Below are 17,199 nucleotides of genomic sequence, written 5' to 3'. Positions count from 1 at the left end.
ATTTATTCTAAGCATGATTCTCGACGCCACCGACCTGCGCCTCCTGCATTTTCTGCAACAGGATGGCCGCATCAGCAACCAGGAACTGGCCGAAAAAGTCGCCCTGTCGCCCTCCGCCTGCCTGCGCCGTTTGCGCCTGCTGGAGAGCGAAGGAATCATCAGCGGCTACCGCGCGGTGCTGAATGCCGAGCAGCTGGGAATCGAGCTGGAAGCCATCGTGCACCTGTCCTTGCGCCAGGACGTGGAGGATTGGCACGAGACGTTCATCAAAAAGGTGCAAGGCTGGCCGGAGGTGGCCAGCGCGTACGTGATTACCGGCGCGAGCAATTATGTGCTGCGGGTGCAGGCGCGAAATTTAAAGCACTTTTCGGACTTTATTGTGAACCACCTGAACCGCACGGCGGGGGTGATGGATATTCGCTCGGAGATTGTGTTGCAGAAGATCAAGGATCGGGATGAGGTGTTGGACTTGGTCCTGCGCAAATAGCCGCAACGCCTCCATTCAAATGTGGGAGCTGGCTTGCCTGCGATGCAGACACCTCGGTGCAACAGTTACACCGAGTTGATGCCATCGCAGGCAAGCCAGCTCCCACATTTTTTAACCGTGTTTAGTCTTCGAGGGCGCGCACGCGTTGCATGCGTTTTTGCTCTACCGGCGCATCAGCCCGTTGCAGCTCAAAGTCAAAATCAATCTGCGCAAAGCGCCCTTGCACCCCAAACTCCCGCGCCAGCTGTTGATCGTCACTGAAGCGAATCTCAGCAATCAATTCATCGCGTGTCGCATAGGCAAAGTCATCGTGCAGGTACGGGTCGTCCGACAGGTTGATCTGCGTGGTCAAATGCCGATGCCCCGGCGCCGAGATAAAGAAGTGAATGTGCGCCGGCCGCTGCCCATGGCGACCCAGTTGGTCGAGCAGCTGTTGAGTCGGCCCTGTCGGCGGGCAGCCGTAGCCGGATGGCACGATGCTGCGAAAACGGTAGTTGCCCTGGGCATCGGTCTCGATGCGCCGGCGCAGGTTGAACTCCGACTGCGTCGGGTCAAACCACGAATAGGTGCCACCGGTATTGGCCTGCCACACATCCACAATGGCACCCGCCAATGGCTCGCCGTCGGTGCCGCGCACTTGCCCGCGCATAAACAGCGGCACCGCGTCGTCCTTGCCATCGTCCAGCCGCGCTTCGTATTGGCTCAGCGGCGCCCCGGCCACATACAGCGGGCCTTCGATGGTGCGCGGCGTGCCGCCGGATTTGCCGGCTTCTTCGTCGGCGGCGTCCATCAGCAAATCCAGGTAATGCTCCAGGCCCAAGCCGGCAGCGAGTAAACCGGCCTCCTGATGTTTGCCCAGCTCGTTGAGGTAGTTGACCGTTTTCCAGAACTCTTGCGGGGTCACTTCCAGGTCTTCGATGATGTTCACCGTGTCGCGCAGGATCCGGTAAATCAGCGCCTTGGCGCGCGGGTTGCCAGCGTCATTGTGGTTGCCGCTGGCTTCTTCGAGAAACGCTTGGGCGTGGGCAGTCTGGGAAAGTCGGATGGACATGGTGCAATCCTCATCTTGTCATTATTGGGTGCAAAACAGGCTCAGCGGTCGTCCTCATGAATCGACGAAGGGTGGCGGCACAAGGCATTCACTTCGATGGCCATGTAAGGAAAAAGCGGCAGCTGCATCAGCAGGTCGTGCAGCTCTTGCACACTGCCGACGTCGAACACGCTGTAGTTGGCGTAATGCCCGGCGATGCGCCACAGGTGGCGCCATTTGCCCTCTTGCTGCAGGCGCTGCGCCAGGGCTTTTTCTTCGGCTTTCAGGCCAGCCGCGCGCTCAGGGTTCATGTCCAGGGGCAGGTTCACGGTCATTTTTACGTGGAACAACATGGCAGGCGCCTCTTAGTGGTTGTCACGACGGAAGAACGCCAGACGCTCTTCATCGATAGCCAGGCCAAGGCCCGGTGCAGTGGAAACATGCAGCGCAAAATCGCGGTACACCGGCGGCTCGGTGAGGATGTCTTCGGTGAGCAGCAGCGGGCCGAACAGTTCGGTGTCCCACGCCAGTTTGTTCAAGGTCAGGAAGGCATGCGCCGAGGCCAGGGTGCCGATGCCGCCTTCAAGCATGGTGCCGCCGTACAGGCCAATACCGGCGGCTTCGGCGATGGCGGCGGTGCGCAACACGGCGCGCGGGCCGCCGTTCTTGGCGATCTTCAGCGCGAACACCGAGGCTGCGCCTTCGCGGGCCAGGTTGAAGGCATCCTCCACGCACTCGATGGACTCGTCGGCCATGATCGGCACCGGGCTCGATAGATTCAGCCGAGCCATGCCGCTGCGGTTGTTGCGCGAAATCGGTTGTTCGATCAGGTCGATGCCGTTGTCGCCGAGCACCTTGCACGCACGCAGGGCCACGGCTTCGTCCCACGCCTGGTTGACGTCAACGCGCACACTGGCGCGCTCGCCCAGGGCTTTTTTGATCGCGATCACGTGGGCCAGGTCGCGGCCAACTTCACCGGCGCCGATCTTCAATTTGAAGATGCGGTGACGGCGCAGGTCGAGCATCTTTTCCGCTTCGGCAATGTCTTGTTCGGTGTTGCCGCTGGCCAGGGTCCAGGCCACCGGCAAGGCATCCCGCACCCGCCCACCGAGCAGCTCGCTGACGGGCAAGTCAAGCCGTTTGCCCAGCGCATCGAGCAACGCGCTTTCGATGCCGGACTTGGCAAAGGTGTTGCCACGAATGCTGCGCTCCAGGCGCAACATCGCCGCATTGATATTACTCGCGTCCTGGCCAATCAACAGCGGCGCGAAATGGCGGTCGATGTTGACCTTGATGCTGTCAGGGCTTTCGTTGCCGTAGCTCAGGCCGCCGATGGTGGTGGCCTCACCGATGCCCTCGATGCCGTCGGCGCAGCGCAGGCGGATGATCACCAGCGTCTGGTTTTGCATCGTGTGCATGGCCAGCTTGTGCGGGCGCAGGGTGGGGAGGTCGACGATGACCGTTTCAATCGACTCGATGGCGCAAATCGGCATGGCTATACCCGTGGGGTTCTTTATAGGTTTGAGCCGATTCTGTGCCGTATTTTTCGTGGCTTCCAATATAGAATGGGTCTCGCACAATACCCTCAAGGTATGAAAGGAGCCGCCATGGAACTGCGTCATCTGCGCTATTTCCAGGTGCTGGGTGAAACGCTGAACTTCACCCGCGCCGCCGAACGCCTGCACATCGCCCAGCCGCCGCTGAGTCGGCAGATCCAGCAATTGGAAGACGAACTGGGGGTGATTCTGCTCGAGCGTGGCCGACCGCTGCGGCTGACCGCAGCCGGGCGGTTTTTCTATGAACACGCCAATGTGCTGCTCGAGCAACTGGGCAAGGTGTGCGACACCACGCGCCGCATTGGCCAGGGCGAAAAGACCTGGCTGGGCATCGGCTTTGCGCCGTCGACCTTGTACGGCGTGCTGCCTGAGTTGATTCGGCGGCTGCGCAACCACGCGGTGCTGGAGCTGGAATTGGGTTTGTCGGAGATGACCACCTTGCAGCAGGTCGACGCGCTGAAAGCCGGCCGCATTGACGTGGGCTTCGGGCGCATTCGCATCGACGACCCGGCCATCGTCCAGCGTGTGCTGGTGGAGGATCGACTGGTCGCCGTACTGCCCGCCGGCCATCCGCTGCTCGGTGCGCCCGCGACCCTCGCCCAATTGGCCGCCGAGCCGTTTGTGCTTTACCCCGGCAACCCGCGCCCCAGCTATGCCGACCATGTGATCGCACTGTTCGACGCCCACGGCCTGAGCCTCAAGGTGGCGCAGTGGACCAACGAATTGCAGACCGCCATCGGCCTGGTCGGTGCCGGTATGGGCGTGACGCTGGTGCCGGCCTCGGTGCAGGTGCTGCACCGTGCGGATATCGGCTACACGCCGATTGTGGAAACCACCGCGACCTCGCCGATCATTCTCAGCCGGCGGGTGAATGATCAGTCGCCGGGGCTCAGTCATTGTTTGCAGTTGGTGGAAGAGTTGATCTGAGATCTCCCAAACGACACAAATCCCCTGTGGGAGCTGGCTTGCCTGCGATGGCGGTGGAACATTCACCACCGCTATCGCAGGCAAGCCAGCTCCCACATTCTGGTCTTCATCAGGTTTAGAGACTGCGCAGGCGCTTGCGCTGCAGGGTCTGGCTGGGCGATTCATCAAACAGCTTGCGGTACTCCGCCGAAAACCGCCCTAAATGGGTAAAGCCCCAACCCAGGGCAATCTCGGAAATGGTCCGAGTAGAGCCCTGCTCAAGGATTTCCTGACGCACCGCGCCCAGCCGGTACTTCTTCAAGTACGCCATGGGCGACAGCGCAAAGTACTTGCGAAACGCATCAAACAGCTTGAACCGCGACACGCCCGCAGCCGCTTCCAGGTCTTCCAGATGCACCGCTTCGCGGGCGTTGTCGTGGATGTACTGCCGGGCACGAATCAGGTAGTGCGGCAGCTTCACGCCCAGCACGTCGCGCAGCTCTTCTGAATAGTTATTCGGCTGGGCGAGGATCAAGCCTTTGATCAACGAGCTTTCCAAGTCACGCGTAAAGGCCGCCTGCTCATACAACTCGCTGCTGCGCTCAAGCTCGGCAATGAAATACCGCGCCATGCGCCACCACGACGCTGAAGCCCCCTCCACCGCGTCCATCACCGACTCAAAGCGCAGCGGTGCCTCAATCGGCCGTTGCAGCAAGCCCTCCAGGGATTCACTCATCGCCGCGCGGGTGATCACCACCTGCAACTTGCGGCAATCACCGGAGATCGCCAGCACCTGATGCTCGTTGGGCGACAGGATCACGCCCTGGTCGCGATTGGAACTCAGCCGCTCGCCGTTCTTGCTCAATTCCTGCTCGCCCACCAATGGCAGGCTCAGGCTGTAGCTGCTGAAGTGCTCGGCGTCTTCGATGCCGATGGTCACGTCCGTGCCGTACTCGATCACGCCCAAGGTGGTAGCGCGGGACTTGAACACATTGGCGCTGTGGTGAAAGCGCAGGCGCTCGGGCGTCGACGTCGCCAGGCGGTGTGGCCCACAGATGCCGGACATCCAGCTGCAGGCGCCTTCGAGGTCGAAGCGTTGAATATGGATTTCGCGTGTATGGCTACTCATCAGGGTGCACCCACGGCGGTTAGGCGGTTGCGCGCTCTGGCGGCGCGTCGTTGACAATCGACAGCAAGTTCTACGCCACGCGCGCCGTAATGCAACGGGGTGGATAGCAACGATCGACTATGTGGATAAGCCGCAGGTTTTTGCGACTTTCCCTTGGTATGACAGTAGCGCATCGCGTCACCTCGCTGCACCGAACTGGGTATTTGCTGCCCAATGACGCGCGCCAACTATGCGGCCCAACTATGCGGCCCATCTCTGCCCATTAAGCGGATAGCCCGCACCCTGCCGCGCTGCCTCTAATGAACCACCGATTAGCCCCTATCAAAAAGGTGCCTCCCATGAGTGGTGCAAAAAGCGTCGAGCAGTGGAAAACGTTTATCGAAAGCTGCCTGGATTTTCGCCCGGCGGACGCTGTGTTCCGCATCGCCCGGGACATGTTCACCGAGCCGGAGCTGTTTGACCTGGAGATGGAACTGATCTTCGAAAAAAACTGGATCTACGCCTGCCACGAAAGCGAACTGGCCCATAACCACGACTTCGTGACGATGCGCGCCGGGCGCCAGCCGATGATCATCACCCGCGATGGCGAGGGCCAACTGAATGCGCTGATCAACGCCTGCCAGCACCGCGGCACCACGCTGACGCGCGTCGGCAAAGGCAACCAATCCACCTTTACTTGCCCGTTCCATGCCTGGTGCTACAAGAGCGATGGCCGGCTGGTGAAGGTCAAGGCGCCGGGGGAATACCCGGAAGGCTTCGACAAAGCCACGCGCGGCCTGAAAAAAGCCCGCATCGAAAGCTACAAGGGTTTTGTGTTTATCAGCCTGGACGTGAATGGCAGCGACAGCCTGGAGGACTTCCTCGGCGACGCCAAAGTGTTCTTCGACATGATGGTCGCGCAGTCCGCCACCGGTGAGCTGGAAGTGCTGCCGGGCAAATCCGCCTACACCTACGACGGCAACTGGAAACTGCAGAACGAAAACGGCCTGGACGGTTATCACGTCAGCACCGTGCACTACAACTACGTGGCCACGGTGCAGCATCGCCAGCAGGTGAATACCGAAAACGGCAGCGGCTCTGCCAGCACGCTGGATTACAGCAAACTCGGCGCCGGCGACGCCAACACCGACGACGGTTGGTTCGCCTTCAAGAATGGCCACAGCCTGTTGTTCAGCGACATGCCCAACCCAAGCGTGCGCTCCGGCTACGCCACCATCATGCCGCGCCTGGTAAAAGAACACGGCCAGCAAAAGGCCGAGTGGATGATGCACCGCCTGCGCAACCTGAACATCTACCCGAGCCTGTTCTTCCTCGACCAGATCAGCTCGCAGCTGCGCATTATTCGCCCGGTGGCGTGGAACAAGACCGAAATTATCAGCCAGTGCCTGGGGGTGAAAAACGAGTCCGACGCCGACCGCGAAAACCGCATTCGCCAGTTCGAGGATTTCTTCAACGTGTCGGGCATGGGCACACCCGATGACCTGGTGGAATTTCGCGAAGCCCAGCGCGGTTTCCAGGGCCGCCTGGAACGCTGGAGCGATATCTCACGCGGCAGCCATCGCTGGGAGACCGGGCCTACGCCGAACAGCGAAGCCATCGGCATCCAACCGGCGATGACCGGCACCGAGTTCACCCACGAAGGCCTGTACGTCAACCAGCACCGCAACTGGCAGCACTTCCTGCTTAACGGCCTGGACCAACACGCGCTGAAGCTGCGGGAGGTGAAGTGATGAATGCGCAATTGCAGTACCAGATCGAGCAGTTTTTCTACCGTAAATCCGAGCTGTGCGACGCCCAGGACTGGGACGCTTATGTGCAGTTGTTCGACCCGCAGAGTGAGTTCCACCTGCCGCAATGGGACTCGGAACACGTCTACACCCGCGATCCCAAGCGCGAGATGTCGTTGATCTATTACGCCAACCGTTCGGGCCTGGAAGACCGCGTGTTCCGCCTGCGCACCGGCAAGGCGGCGTCGGCCACGCCAATGCCGCGCACCTTGCACCTGATCAGTAACGTGCGGATTGCCGAGCAACCCGGCGGGCTGTTGGAAGTGAAGTTGAACTGGCACACGCTGTTCTATCGGCTGGCCATGTCGGAGCAGTTCTATGGCAGCGCCACCTACAGCCTGAAAGCCCATGGCGACAGCTGGCTGATCACCCGCAAGCACGCCCTGCTGCTCAACGACACCATCAATTCGGTGCTGGATTTTTATCACCTTTGACCATGCCTGGCGTGGCGACCGGGCCGGTTGTGGCGAGAAGGCTTGTTGTGGCGAGCGGGCTTGCCCCGCGTTGGGGCGCGAAGCGGCCCCTGGCCCAGCCACTGCGGTTTGACTGCAGAAATGCGGTGGCTTTAATTGGGGCCGCTTCGCAGCCCAACGCGGGGCAAGCCCGCTCGCCACAACAGGCCGCTCGCCACAAAAGCTCACTCGTCAGCCATCCAATCAAATACGCGGAGTTATGCGGATGAATCACAAAGTGGCCTTCAGCTTTGCCGACGGCAAAACCCTGTTTTTCCCGGTGGGCGCCAACGAAATCCTGCTGGACGCGGCCTTGCGCAACGGCATCAAGATCCCGCTGGATTGCCGTGAAGGTGTGTGCGGCACCTGCCAGGGCCGTTGCGAGTCGGGCGACTACAGCCAGGATTATGTCGACGAGGAAGCGCTCTCCAGCCTCGACCTGCAGCAACGTAAAATGCTCAGCTGCCAGACGCGGGTCAAATCCGATGCCACGTTTTACTTCGATTTCGATTCGAGCCTGTGCAATGCGCCGGGGCCGGTGCAGGTGCGCGGATTGGTGAGTGCGGTGCAGTTGGTCTCGGCCAGCACGGCCATTTTGCACGTGCAATTGGAGGCGCCGCTGGACTTCCTGCCCGGCCAATACGCGCGCCTGTCGGTGCCCGGCACCGACAGCTGGCGCTCGTATTCCTTCGCCAACCGGCCAGGCAATCAGTTGCAGTTTCTGGTGCGCCTGCTGCCCGATGGCGTCATGAGCAACTACCTGCGCGAGCGTTGCCGGGTCGGTGATGAAGTGTTGATGGAAGCACCGTTGGGCGCGTTTTACCTGCGGCATGTCACCCAACCGCTGGTGCTGGTGGCGGGCGGCACCGGGTTGTCGGCGTTGCTGGGCATGCTCGATGAGCTGGCGGCCAACGGTTGCGAGCAGCCGGTGCATCTGTACTACGGTGTACGGGGCGCCGAGGACTTGTGCGAAGCAGTGCGCATTGAAGCCTACGCGTCGAAAATCTCGGGTTTTCGCTACACCCAAGTGCTGAGTGACCCATCGCCCGAGTGGCCCGGCAAGCGCGGTTACCTCACCGAGCATTTCGACCTGGCCGAATTGCGGGACCAATCGGCGGATATGTACGTGTGCGGCCCCCCTCCGATGGTCGAATCCATCCAACAATGGCTGCTGGATCAGGCACTTGTTGGCGTTCAGCTGTATTACGAAAAGTTTACGCAGAGTAATATCTGACCCCTCAGTACTTTTGAGGGGCGGGTGCGGCGTGCAATCAACCCTGAGAAAAACAAGTAGAAGGGAATGTTAATGGCGGATGACATGGTTAACCCGGTAGGCCTCAAGCGTGGCCTGAAGAACCGGCATATTCAGCTGATTGCCTTGGGAGGGGCGATTGGCACGGGGTTGTTCCTCGGCTCGGCCGGGGTGCTCAAATCGGCGGGCCCGTCGATGATCCTGGGGTACGCGATTGCCGGTTTCATCGCGTTCCTGATCATGCGCCAGCTCGGCGAGATGATCGTCGAAGAGCCGGTGGCCGGCTCCTTCAGCCACTTCGCCCACAAATACTGGGGCGGCTACGCAGGCTTTCTGGCGGGCTGGAACTACTGGGTGCTCTACGTGCTGGTGGGCATGGCCGAACTGACCGCCGTGGGCAAGTACATCCAGTTCTGGTGGCCGGAAATTCCGACCTGGGTCAGCGCGCTGGTGTTCTTCGTGGCGGTCAACCTGATCAACACGCTGAACGTGAAGTTCTTCGGTGAGGCCGAATTCTGGTTCGCGATCATCAAGGTAGTCGCGATTGTCGGCATGATCGTGCTCGGCTGCTACCTGCTGTTCAGCGGCACCGGCGGCCCGCAAGCCGCGGTTAGCAACCTGTGGAGCCACGGCGGGTTCTTCCCCAATGGCGGCATGGGGCTGCTGATGTCGATGGCCTTTATCATGTTCTCGTTTGGTGGCCTGGAGCTGGTGGGCATCACCGCTGCCGAGGCCAGCGAGCCGCGCAAAGTGATCCCCAAAGCCATCAACCAGGTGGTCTACCGGATTCTGATTTTCTACGTCGGCGCACTGACCGTATTGCTGTCGCTGTACCCGTGGGACCAACTGCTGCAAACCCTCGGCGCGTCGGGCGATCCCTACAGCGGCAGCCCGTTTGTGCAGATCTTCTCGCTGATCGGTAACGACACCGCCGCGCACATCCTCAACTTCGTGGTGCTGACCGCGGCGCTGTCGGTGTACAACAGCGGCGTGTACTGCAACAGCCGCATGCTGTTCGGCCTGGCCGAGCAAGGCGATGCGCCCAAAGCGCTGATGAAGCTGAACAAGCAAGGCGTGCCGCTGCGCGCCCTGGCGATTTCGGCACTGGTGACGATGCTGTGCGTGGTGGTCAACTACGTCGCGCCCAAGAGCGCCCTGGAGTTGTTGTTCGCATTGGTGGTTGCCTCGCTGATGATCAACTGGGCGCTGATCAGCATCACTCACATCAAGTTCCGCAAGGCCATGGGCGAGCAAGGCGTGACGCCGTCGTTCAAGACCTTCTGGTTCCCGTTCAGCAACTACCTGTGCCTGGCGTTCATGGCGATGATTGTCAGCGTGATGCTGGCGATCGATGGCATTCGTGAGTCGGTGTATGCGATGCCGGTTTGGGTGGGGATTATCTACATGGCCTACCGGATGCGGGTTAGAAACGCGAAAGTTGTAGTGACGCAGTGATCCTTGTGGGAGCCGGGCTTGCCCGCGATGGCGGTGGGTCAGACACCGGATGCGGTGGCTGACACGCTGCCATCGCGGGCAAGCCCCCTCCCACATTTGATTGGATTGCTCATGAAAAAGCCCCGGGATTCCGGGGCTTTTTTTATAGCGTGGAACGCACTCGCCACAACTCGGGGAACAGCACCGTGTCGAGCATCTTGCGCAAATACCCCACGCCCTCGGTGCCGCCCGTACCAGGTTGAAAGCCGATGATCCGCTCAACCGTGGTCACATGCCTGAAGCGCCACTGGCGGAATGAATCCTCCAGGTCGATAAACTTCTCGGCCAACTGATACAAATCCCAATACCGATTCGGGTCGCGATACACCTCACGCCAGGCCGCTTCCACCGACTCATCGTGAACCGTGGCCGCTGTCGGGTCGCGCTCGGCGCGTTTGGGGTCAATCGCCAACCCGGCTTTCGCCATCAGGTTGACCGCCTCGTCATACAGCGACGGCGTGGCAATCGCCACTTTCAACTCGTTCAACAACTGCGGCCGGTGCGCGTGAGGCCGCAACAGCGCCGCGCTTTTATTGCCGAGGATAAATTCGATCTCGCGGTACTGGAACGACTGAAACCCCGACGATTGCCCCAGGAACGGGCGAATGGCCTTGTATTCCGACGGCGTCATGGTGGCCAGCACCGCCCAGGCGTGCACCAGTTGATCGAAGATCCGCGACACCCGCGCCAGCATCTTGAACGCCGGCGGCAGCTCGCCCAGGCGCACGTGTTCGCGGGCAGCCTTGAGTTCGTGGAGCATCAGTTTCATCCACAGCTCGGACGTCTGGTGCTGGATGATAAAGAGCATTTCGTTGTGGTCGGGCGACAGCGGGTGCTGGGCGCTCAGGACCTTGCCCAGGTCCAGGTAGTCGCCGTAGCTCATGGACTCGGAAAAATTCAGCTCGGCGTTATGCCATTCTTCCGGGGGCTGGTAATCAGGTGAGAACGGGCATTGGCTCATCGCGTGGGCTCCTTGAGCGGGCGGAGGATGGCGCGGACCGGGCTCGCGTCCAGGTTGGCAAAGCGCAGCGGCAGCGCGATCAATTCATAGTCGCCCTCCGGCACGTCATCAAGCACGATGCCTTCGAGAATCGCCATGCCATGGCGGGCGACGGCATTGTGCGAATCCATGGTCTTGGACTGTTGCGGGTCCAGGGACGGCGTGTCGATACCGATCAGGCGCACGCCCAGGCTGGCGAGCAGCTCGATGGTTTGCGGCGCGATGGCGGTGAAGTTCGAATCCCATTCGGTCAGGGGCGCTTGTGGATAAGTGCGCAGCAACACGCGCTCGGGCAAGTTATCCACACGGCCTTCCAACTGATGCGGCTGCACCAGCGCGCCACTGCCCAGGCAATGCAACACCCGGCACGGGCCCATGTACACGTCCAGCGACACTTCGCCGATCGGCGCGCCGTCAGCGCTGTAATGCAGCGGGGCATCTACATGCGCGCCGGTGTGCGGCGAGAACGTCACGCGGCCCACATTCACCGGGCACTCGGGGCCGAACTGCCACACGCGCTCTTCCTGAAACGGCGTATCGCCCGGCCAGGTCGGGGTCGCCGTGCTCAAGGGTGGGCTGATATCCCACCACGTTTTTATTGGGTTCATTTCAAGGCTCTCACTCGTTCTGGGGTGAATGATACGAGGGCCGGCCGTGCATTTTCTTGCTAATTCCAGCGCCAGGCGGGAATTCTTTCGCAGTTACTGCGAGGAAATGCCGGATTGGCGCCCGAATATTTTGTCTGACCAAAGCCGCTCAAACACTGGAGATCCAATGTGGGAGCGGGCTTGCTCGCGAAGGCGGTGTGCCAGTCAAGACATGTGCGGGCTGAGCCACCGCTTTCGCGAGCAAGCCCGTTCCCACAGGGACTGCATGGGTGTCAGAGCAATCGCATTCGCCTGCGCTTCTGGGCATCCCGATGTCGAGTTCAGACCACTGGCACAATGCCCAAGGCCTTAGGGTTGCTCTTTCTATTCCCTGCCTCGGAGCCACCATGTCCAAGCCCATCACCGTACTGCGCGACACCCACCCACTGCCGGTCCTGGATGCCTGCAAATGGGAAAAACTCGAAGGCGACCCGCACACCGTCAACCTCAACGCCTACACCAGCGAAGACGGCAGCAAGATCATGGGCACCTGGATCTGCACACCGGGCAAGTGGTACGTGGAATACGTGAAATGGGAATACTGCCATTTCCAGGAAGGCTATTGCGTGATCACCCCGGAAGGCCTGGAGCCGATCCACCTGCGGGCTGGGGATATCTTTGTGGTGGAGCCGGGGATGAAGGGCACGTGGGAAGTGGTCGAGACGGTGCGTAAGTATTTTGTGTTTGCCTGAGCAACCTAACTCGGACTACTTCCTTGTGGCGAGCGGGCTTGCCCGCGTTGGGCTGCGTAGCGGCCCCTGGTCCAGGCACCGCGGTTTGGCTGGGAAGATGCGTTGACTTTATTGGGGCTGCTGCGCAGCCCAACGCGGGGCAAGCCCGCTCGCCACAACAAGTCCGGCAGCCAAAAAAAGCCCATTTGCAAGCCCGCTTGCTACGGCAAGCGGGCTCGGCACTCTACTGGGGCTTGCGATAGCTATTGATGATCGCCGAGAAATCCTTACCGCCTTCCCCGCGCTGGCTCATCGATTGATACAACTGCTGGGCCACAGCGCCCAGAATTACGGGTTGCTTGGCCTGGCGCGCAGCCTCGGTGGCCAGGCCCAGGTCCTTGAGCATCAGGTCGGCGCCGAAACCACCGGTGTAGCCTCGCGATGACGGCGCGGTCTCAATCACGCCCGGCCAGGGGTTGTAGGTGTCGGAACTCCAGCAGCGCCCGGTGGAGCTGTTGATAATGCCGGCCAGCACTTGGGTGTCGATGCCCAGCGCATCGCCCAACGCCATGGCTTCGCTGACGCCGACCATGCTGATGCCGAGCAGCAGGTTGTTGCAGATCTTGGCGATCTGGCCGGTGCCGACGTCGCCGCAGTGCACGATATTACGGCCCATCTGCGCCAGCACCGGTTGCAGGGTGGCGAACAGCTCCGGGGTGGCGCCGACCATAAAGGTCAGCGTCCCAGCCTGTGCGCCGCCGGTGCCACCGGAGACCGGCGCGTCAGCCACTGCAACACCTTGCTTGGACGCCGCCGCAGAGACATCGCGGATGGTTTGTGGGTCGATGGTGCTGCAATCCACCGCGGGCACGCCCTTTCCAATTCCAGCAAGTACGCCGTCTTCATTCAGCCACACGCTGCGCACATGGGCGGCGGCCGGCAGCATGGTAATCACCAGCTCAGCGTCCTTCGAGGCATCGCGTGGTGAGTCGCTGACGGTGCCGCCCAGTTCGGCGAGTTCCTTGAGCACGGCCTGGTTCAGGTCGAACAGGTTCAGCGCGTGCCCGGCCTTGATCAGGTTGCGGGCCATGGGCGCGCCCATGTTGCCCAAGCCGATAAATGCAATCTTCATGGTCGTCTCCCGAATCAGCGCAGGTTGATGGTGGTGTTGACGCCATCATTGACCGTGTCGTCATCGAACCAGCGGCTCGTGACGGTTTTGGTCTGGGTGTAGAACTGCACCACTTGCTTGCCGTAGGGGCCGAGGTCGCCGAGCTTGGAACCGCGCGAACCGGTGAAGCTGAAGAACGGCACTGGCACCGGAATCGGAATGTTGATGCCGACCTGGCCTACATCGATTTCGCTCTGGAACTTACGCGCCGCCGCACCACTTTGGGTGAACAGGCCGGTGCCGTTGCCGAATGGGTTGGCGTTGACCAGCGCGATGGCCTCATCGAGGGTCGCAACTTCCAGCACCACCAGCACCGGGCCGAAAATTTCCTGGGTGTAGATTTGCATGTCCGTGGTCACGCCCGAGAACAGGGTCGGGCCGACGAAGTTGCCTTGCTCGAAGCCCGGCACCTTGATGTCGCGACCGTCCAGCTCCAGCTTGGCGCCTTCTTTCACGCCGCTTTCGATCAGCTCCAGGATGCGCGCCTTGGCGCGTTTGGAAATCACCGGGCCGACATCCGTACCGGCTTCGCTGCCGGCATTCACCTTGAGTTTTTGCGCCAGCGCTTTCAGATCCGGCAGCCATTGCTTGGCCGCGCCCACCAGCACCACCACCGAGGTGGCCATGCAACGCTGGCCCGCCGCGCCGAAACCGGCACCGACCAAGGCATTCAGCGTGTGTTCGCGGTTGGCGTCCGGCAGCACCACGGCGTGGTTCTTGGCGCCCATCATCGACTGCACGCGCTTGCCGTGTTTACCGGCCAGGTCGTACACATGAGTGCCCACGGCGGTTGAGCCGACGAAGGACACCGCCTTGATGTCTTTGTGGGTGCACAGCGCATCCACCACATCCTTGCCGCCGTGCACCACGTTGAGCACGCCGGCCGGCACACCGGCTTCCAGCGCCAGCTCAACCAGCAACAGGGTCGACAGCGGGTCTTGCTCGGACGGCTTGAGTACGAAGGTGTTACCGCAGGCAATCGCCATCGGGAACATCCACAGCGGAATCATCGCCGGGAAGTTGAACGGGGTAATACCGGCGCACACACCGATAGGTTGGCGCAGGGTGTAGGTGTCGACGCCACCGGCGACGTTTTCGGCGAATTCGCCCATCTGCAACGTGCCGATGGAGCACGCGTGTTCGACCACTTCCAGGCCACGGAAAATATCGCCTTCGGCATCGGCAATGGTCTTACCCTGCTCGGCACTGAGGACTACAGCGATGCGTTTGGAATGTTCACGGATCAAGGCTTGCAGCTTGAGCATGATGCGCATGCGCGCGCCGATCGGCGTCAGCTTCCAGGTTTGGAAGGCTTGATGGGCAGCGTCGATGGCCGCGTTGACTTCATCGGCGGTGGCGAAAGGGACTTTGGCCAGCACTTGCTGGGTGGCCGGGTTAACGATGTCTTGCCAATGGGTGGTCTTGGACTCGACCCATTCACCGTTGATCAGCAACTTGACCTGTTGCACGGAAATGTCGGCAGAAGCGTTCATGTGGTCTCCAATCTTGTAGTTATGCAGAGACAAGGCGCGTGAATCGCCTTGGGAATGAGGCGTTCGGACTGTTTTTGGAGTATAGATGTGCAAATCTCTAATAAGAACGCACATAAAAGCCGGTCCAATATGCAAAAAAACATCACGTCCTTGGGCTCCCTGAACTGGGATGACCTGAAGTTTTTCCTCGAAGTGGCCCGCACCCGCAAGGCCAGCGTCGCCGCCAAGCGCCTGGCGGTGGACTACACCACTGTGTCGCGGCGCATCAGCTCGTTGGAAGTGTCGCTTGGCACGCTGCTGTTCGAAAAATCCCGGACCAACGGCTTCGTGCTCACCGCCGAAGGCCAGCGTTTGCTGGGTTACGCGGAGTCCATCGAAAGCACGCTGCACATGGCGTGCGAGCAGGTGTCCGGCTCCGGCGTGGCGCTGTCCGGCCACGTGCGCATGGGCTGCACCGAAGGCTTCGGCAGTTTTTTTGTCACGCCGCAGCTCAGCCATTTTGTCGACACGTACCCGGCGATTTCGGTGGATATTCTGCCCCTGCCCCACTTCATCAGCCTGTCCAAGCGCGAAGCCGACATCGTCATCGCCCTGGAACGCCCGGAGCACGGGCCCTATGTGTGCTGCAAGCTGTGCGACTACAAACTGCAGCTGTACGCGACCCAGGAGTACCTCGACCAACACCCGCCCATCCAACGCCCGGCGGATTTGGCTGAGCATCCGTTTATCAGTTATGTGGATGACTTGGCGTTCAGCTCGGAGCTGTTGTACCTGGCGAATGTAGTGCCCGGCGCCAGCGCGAGTTTGCGCAGCACCAGCGTGATCGCGCAGTACGTGGCGGCGCAGCAGGGCCGGTCGATGGCGATATTGCCGTGCTTTTTGGCGGCGCAGGATCCGCGGTTGTTGCCGGTGTTGGGAGAGCAGATTTCGATCACGCGGCAGTTCTGGATGTATTGCCGGGAGGATTTGCGCAAGTTGAAGCGGATTACGTTGTTGTGGGATTACATCCGAGAGGTGACAGAGCAGAACACCGGGTTGTTGATGGGGGAAACGCGGGAGATAACGTTCGCGGATTAAAGGGCCATCAATGACGATTCGCTTTAATTTTCAGGACGTTTCCTAGAGACTCCCTACCCCATTGCGCCTTACCGTTTGGGTCACTAGCCTCCCTGGGTCGCTGTACATCAGCGATCGGGTTTAGCGATCCGGGTTTCAGGCGTGACATTGCCCCAATAGCATTAGCTGGCGCTCGCCAGCTTTTAGCGTTTTATGGCGGCTGTGTGCGGGAGACTTCCGAGTCTACCCGGGATGCGCTCTGGCCCGGATCGCTAACCTGCACACAGCTGCCACCCTCTTCATGTTTAGCGATGTGATGTGGCGGCTCTACTTCAGCAGAGAGCAATCGTCATGAGCAAAGTCGTCCCCGATCCACCGCTTTCCTCCATCACCACCCTCGGCGTCGTCACGTTCGGCGACTACGGCGAAAACCAACAACCCCTGTTCCGCGTCAACGCCGGCATGCCGATTGAGCAAGCCCTGGAACACGCCTCCACCCTGCTTTTTTACTCCAAGAAACTCGCGATGGAAGCCGCCATGGACGTGCGCGGCGAGCAATACGCCTGGGCCGCGCATTACCTGTGTGAGATGGGCAAAGCCGTGGTGGATGACCTGACGCAAGCGATGACGCCGGGCAGTTAAGCGAACACTGCGGCATAAAGGTGGAAGCGGGCTTGCTCGCGAATGCGCTGGATCAGCCAATACATCATTACCTGAACGACCGCCATCGCGGGCAAGCCCACTCCCACATTTGGGCTGTGTCGGGCGGGAAATTTTGCGTCAGGCACAAATCAGTGTGGGAGCTGGCATGCCTGCAATGGTAGTGGGTCAGCCAGATTATTTGCTGCTGATACACCGCATTCGCGGGCAAGCCCGCTTCCACATTTGGGACTGTGGCGGGTGGAAATTTTGTGTCAGGCACAAATCAGTGTGGGAGCTGGCTTGCCTGCGATGGCGGTGGGTCAGCCAGATTATTTGCTGCTGATACACCGCATTCGCGAGCAAGCCCGCTCCCACATTTGGGGCTTTGGCGGGTGGAAGTTTTGCGTCAGGCACAAATCAGTGTGG

17 protein-coding genes are annotated in these 17,199 nt (G+C 60.7%); 9 read left to right on the top strand and 8 right to left on the bottom strand.

Going from position 1 to position 17,199, the window contains the following annotated elements; translation table 11 throughout:
* Positions 1–13: 13 nt before the first annotated feature.
* Complete coding sequence (locus AACU78_RS24070; protein WP_003194103.1) at positions 14–487, top strand: Lrp/AsnC family transcriptional regulator; 474 nt, start codon at positions 14–16, stop codon at positions 485–487.
* 121 nt (positions 488–608) lie between these two features.
* Here the strand turns inward: AACU78_RS24070 and catA are convergent, their stop codons facing one another.
* The 3 genes from catA to AACU78_RS24055 are packed head-to-tail and all read right to left on the bottom strand — an operon-like array spanning position 609 to position 3,010.
* Complete coding sequence (catA, locus tag AACU78_RS24065; RefSeq protein ID WP_106578186.1) at positions 609–1,538, bottom strand: catechol 1,2-dioxygenase; 930 nt, start codon at positions 1,536–1,538, stop codon at positions 609–611.
* A gap of 41 nt (positions 1,539–1,579) precedes the next feature.
* Positions 1,580–1,870 carry a muconolactone Delta-isomerase gene (gene catC / locus AACU78_RS24060; RefSeq protein ID WP_106578185.1) on the bottom strand — a complete coding sequence of 97 codons (291 nt, stop codon included), beginning with the start codon at positions 1,868–1,870 and terminating at the stop codon, positions 1,580–1,582.
* A gap of 12 nt (positions 1,871–1,882) precedes the next feature.
* The gene (locus AACU78_RS24055) at positions 1,883–3,010 is read right to left on the bottom strand and encodes a muconate cycloisomerase family protein (RefSeq protein WP_106578184.1); all 1,128 of its coding nucleotides are present in this window, start codon (positions 3,008–3,010) and stop codon (positions 1,883–1,885) included.
* Between the two features lie 114 nt (positions 3,011–3,124).
* Between AACU78_RS24055 and AACU78_RS24050 the strand changes: the two genes are divergently transcribed.
* Entirely contained in the window at positions 3,125–4,000 is an 876-nt protein-coding gene (locus AACU78_RS24050) for a LysR family transcriptional regulator (RefSeq protein ID WP_106578183.1), read from the top strand.
* A gap of 115 nt (positions 4,001–4,115) precedes the next feature.
* Here AACU78_RS24050 and AACU78_RS24045 read toward each other — a convergent pair whose 3' ends face one another.
* A complete protein-coding gene (locus tag AACU78_RS24045; protein WP_106578182.1) occupies positions 4,116–5,108 on the bottom strand; it encodes an AraC family transcriptional regulator in 993 nt (330 codons plus the stop codon).
* A 338-nt stretch (positions 5,109–5,446) separates the two neighbouring features.
* Between AACU78_RS24045 and antA the strand changes: the two genes are divergently transcribed.
* The 4 genes from antA (at position 5,447) to AACU78_RS24025 (ending at position 10,054) form a co-directional block, all read left to right on the top strand.
* The gene (gene antA, locus AACU78_RS24040; protein ID WP_106578181.1) at positions 5,447–6,838 is read left to right on the top strand and encodes an anthranilate 1,2-dioxygenase large subunit; all 1,392 of its coding nucleotides are present in this window, start codon (positions 5,447–5,449) and stop codon (positions 6,836–6,838) included.
* Entirely contained in the window at positions 6,838–7,329 is a 492-nt protein-coding gene (antB, locus tag AACU78_RS24035) for an anthranilate 1,2-dioxygenase small subunit (RefSeq protein WP_106578180.1), read from the top strand. Before antA ends, antB begins: the two co-directional genes overlap by 1 nt.
* A 244-nt stretch (positions 7,330–7,573) precedes the next feature.
* Positions 7,574–8,581 (top strand): anthranilate 1,2-dioxygenase electron transfer component AntC, encoded by a 1,008-nt coding sequence (gene antC / locus AACU78_RS24030; protein WP_106578179.1) that lies wholly within the window; start codon positions 7,574–7,576, stop codon positions 8,579–8,581.
* A 72-nt stretch (positions 8,582–8,653) separates the two neighbouring features.
* The gene (locus tag AACU78_RS24025; RefSeq protein WP_106578178.1) at positions 8,654–10,054 is read left to right on the top strand and encodes an amino acid permease; all 1,401 of its coding nucleotides are present in this window, start codon (positions 8,654–8,656) and stop codon (positions 10,052–10,054) included.
* Between the two features lie 142 nt (positions 10,055–10,196).
* On the opposite strand, the gene kynA is transcribed toward AACU78_RS24025, so the two are convergent.
* Positions 10,197–11,054 (bottom strand): tryptophan 2,3-dioxygenase, encoded by an 858-nt coding sequence (kynA, locus tag AACU78_RS24020; RefSeq protein WP_106578177.1) that lies wholly within the window; start codon positions 11,052–11,054, stop codon positions 10,197–10,199.
* A complete protein-coding gene (gene kynB, locus AACU78_RS24015; protein WP_106578176.1) occupies positions 11,051–11,701 on the bottom strand; it encodes an arylformamidase in 651 nt (216 codons plus the stop codon). Before kynB ends, kynA begins: the two co-directional genes overlap by 4 nt.
* A gap of 386 nt (positions 11,702–12,087) precedes the next feature.
* On the opposite strand from kynB, the gene AACU78_RS24010 reads away from it, so the two are divergent.
* The gene (locus tag AACU78_RS24010; RefSeq protein ID WP_010566207.1) at positions 12,088–12,432 is read left to right on the top strand and encodes a cupin domain-containing protein; all 345 of its coding nucleotides are present in this window, start codon (positions 12,088–12,090) and stop codon (positions 12,430–12,432) included.
* 223 nt (positions 12,433–12,655) lie between these two features.
* Here AACU78_RS24010 and mmsB read toward each other — a convergent pair whose 3' ends face one another.
* Both mmsB and AACU78_RS24000 read right to left on the bottom strand, forming a co-directional pair.
* Positions 12,656–13,543, bottom strand: a complete 888-nt coding sequence (gene mmsB / locus AACU78_RS24005) for a 3-hydroxyisobutyrate dehydrogenase (RefSeq protein WP_106578174.1) — start codon at positions 13,541–13,543, stop codon at positions 12,656–12,658.
* 14 nt (positions 13,544–13,557) lie between these two features.
* Entirely contained in the window at positions 13,558–15,075 is a 1,518-nt protein-coding gene (locus AACU78_RS24000) for a CoA-acylating methylmalonate-semialdehyde dehydrogenase (protein ID WP_106578173.1), read from the bottom strand.
* Between the two features lie 129 nt (positions 15,076–15,204).
* On the opposite strand from AACU78_RS24000, the gene AACU78_RS23995 reads away from it, so the two are divergent.
* The gene (locus AACU78_RS23995) at positions 15,205–16,152 is read left to right on the top strand and encodes a LysR family transcriptional regulator (RefSeq protein ID WP_106578172.1); all 948 of its coding nucleotides are present in this window, start codon (positions 15,205–15,207) and stop codon (positions 16,150–16,152) included.
* Between the two features lie 330 nt (positions 16,153–16,482).
* Positions 16,483–16,773: a DUF3077 domain-containing protein gene (locus AACU78_RS23990; protein WP_106578171.1), complete on the top strand. Its 291-nt coding sequence runs from the start codon at positions 16,483–16,485 to the stop codon at positions 16,771–16,773.
* Positions 16,774–17,199: the final 426 nt, after the last annotated feature.

The sequence above is a fragment of the Pseudomonas sp. R9.37 genome (assembly GCF_963878885.1).
Classification (GTDB): Bacteria; Pseudomonadota; Gammaproteobacteria; order Pseudomonadales; family Pseudomonadaceae; genus Aquipseudomonas.
This window is presented reverse-complemented; position numbering and strand designations above follow the sequence as displayed.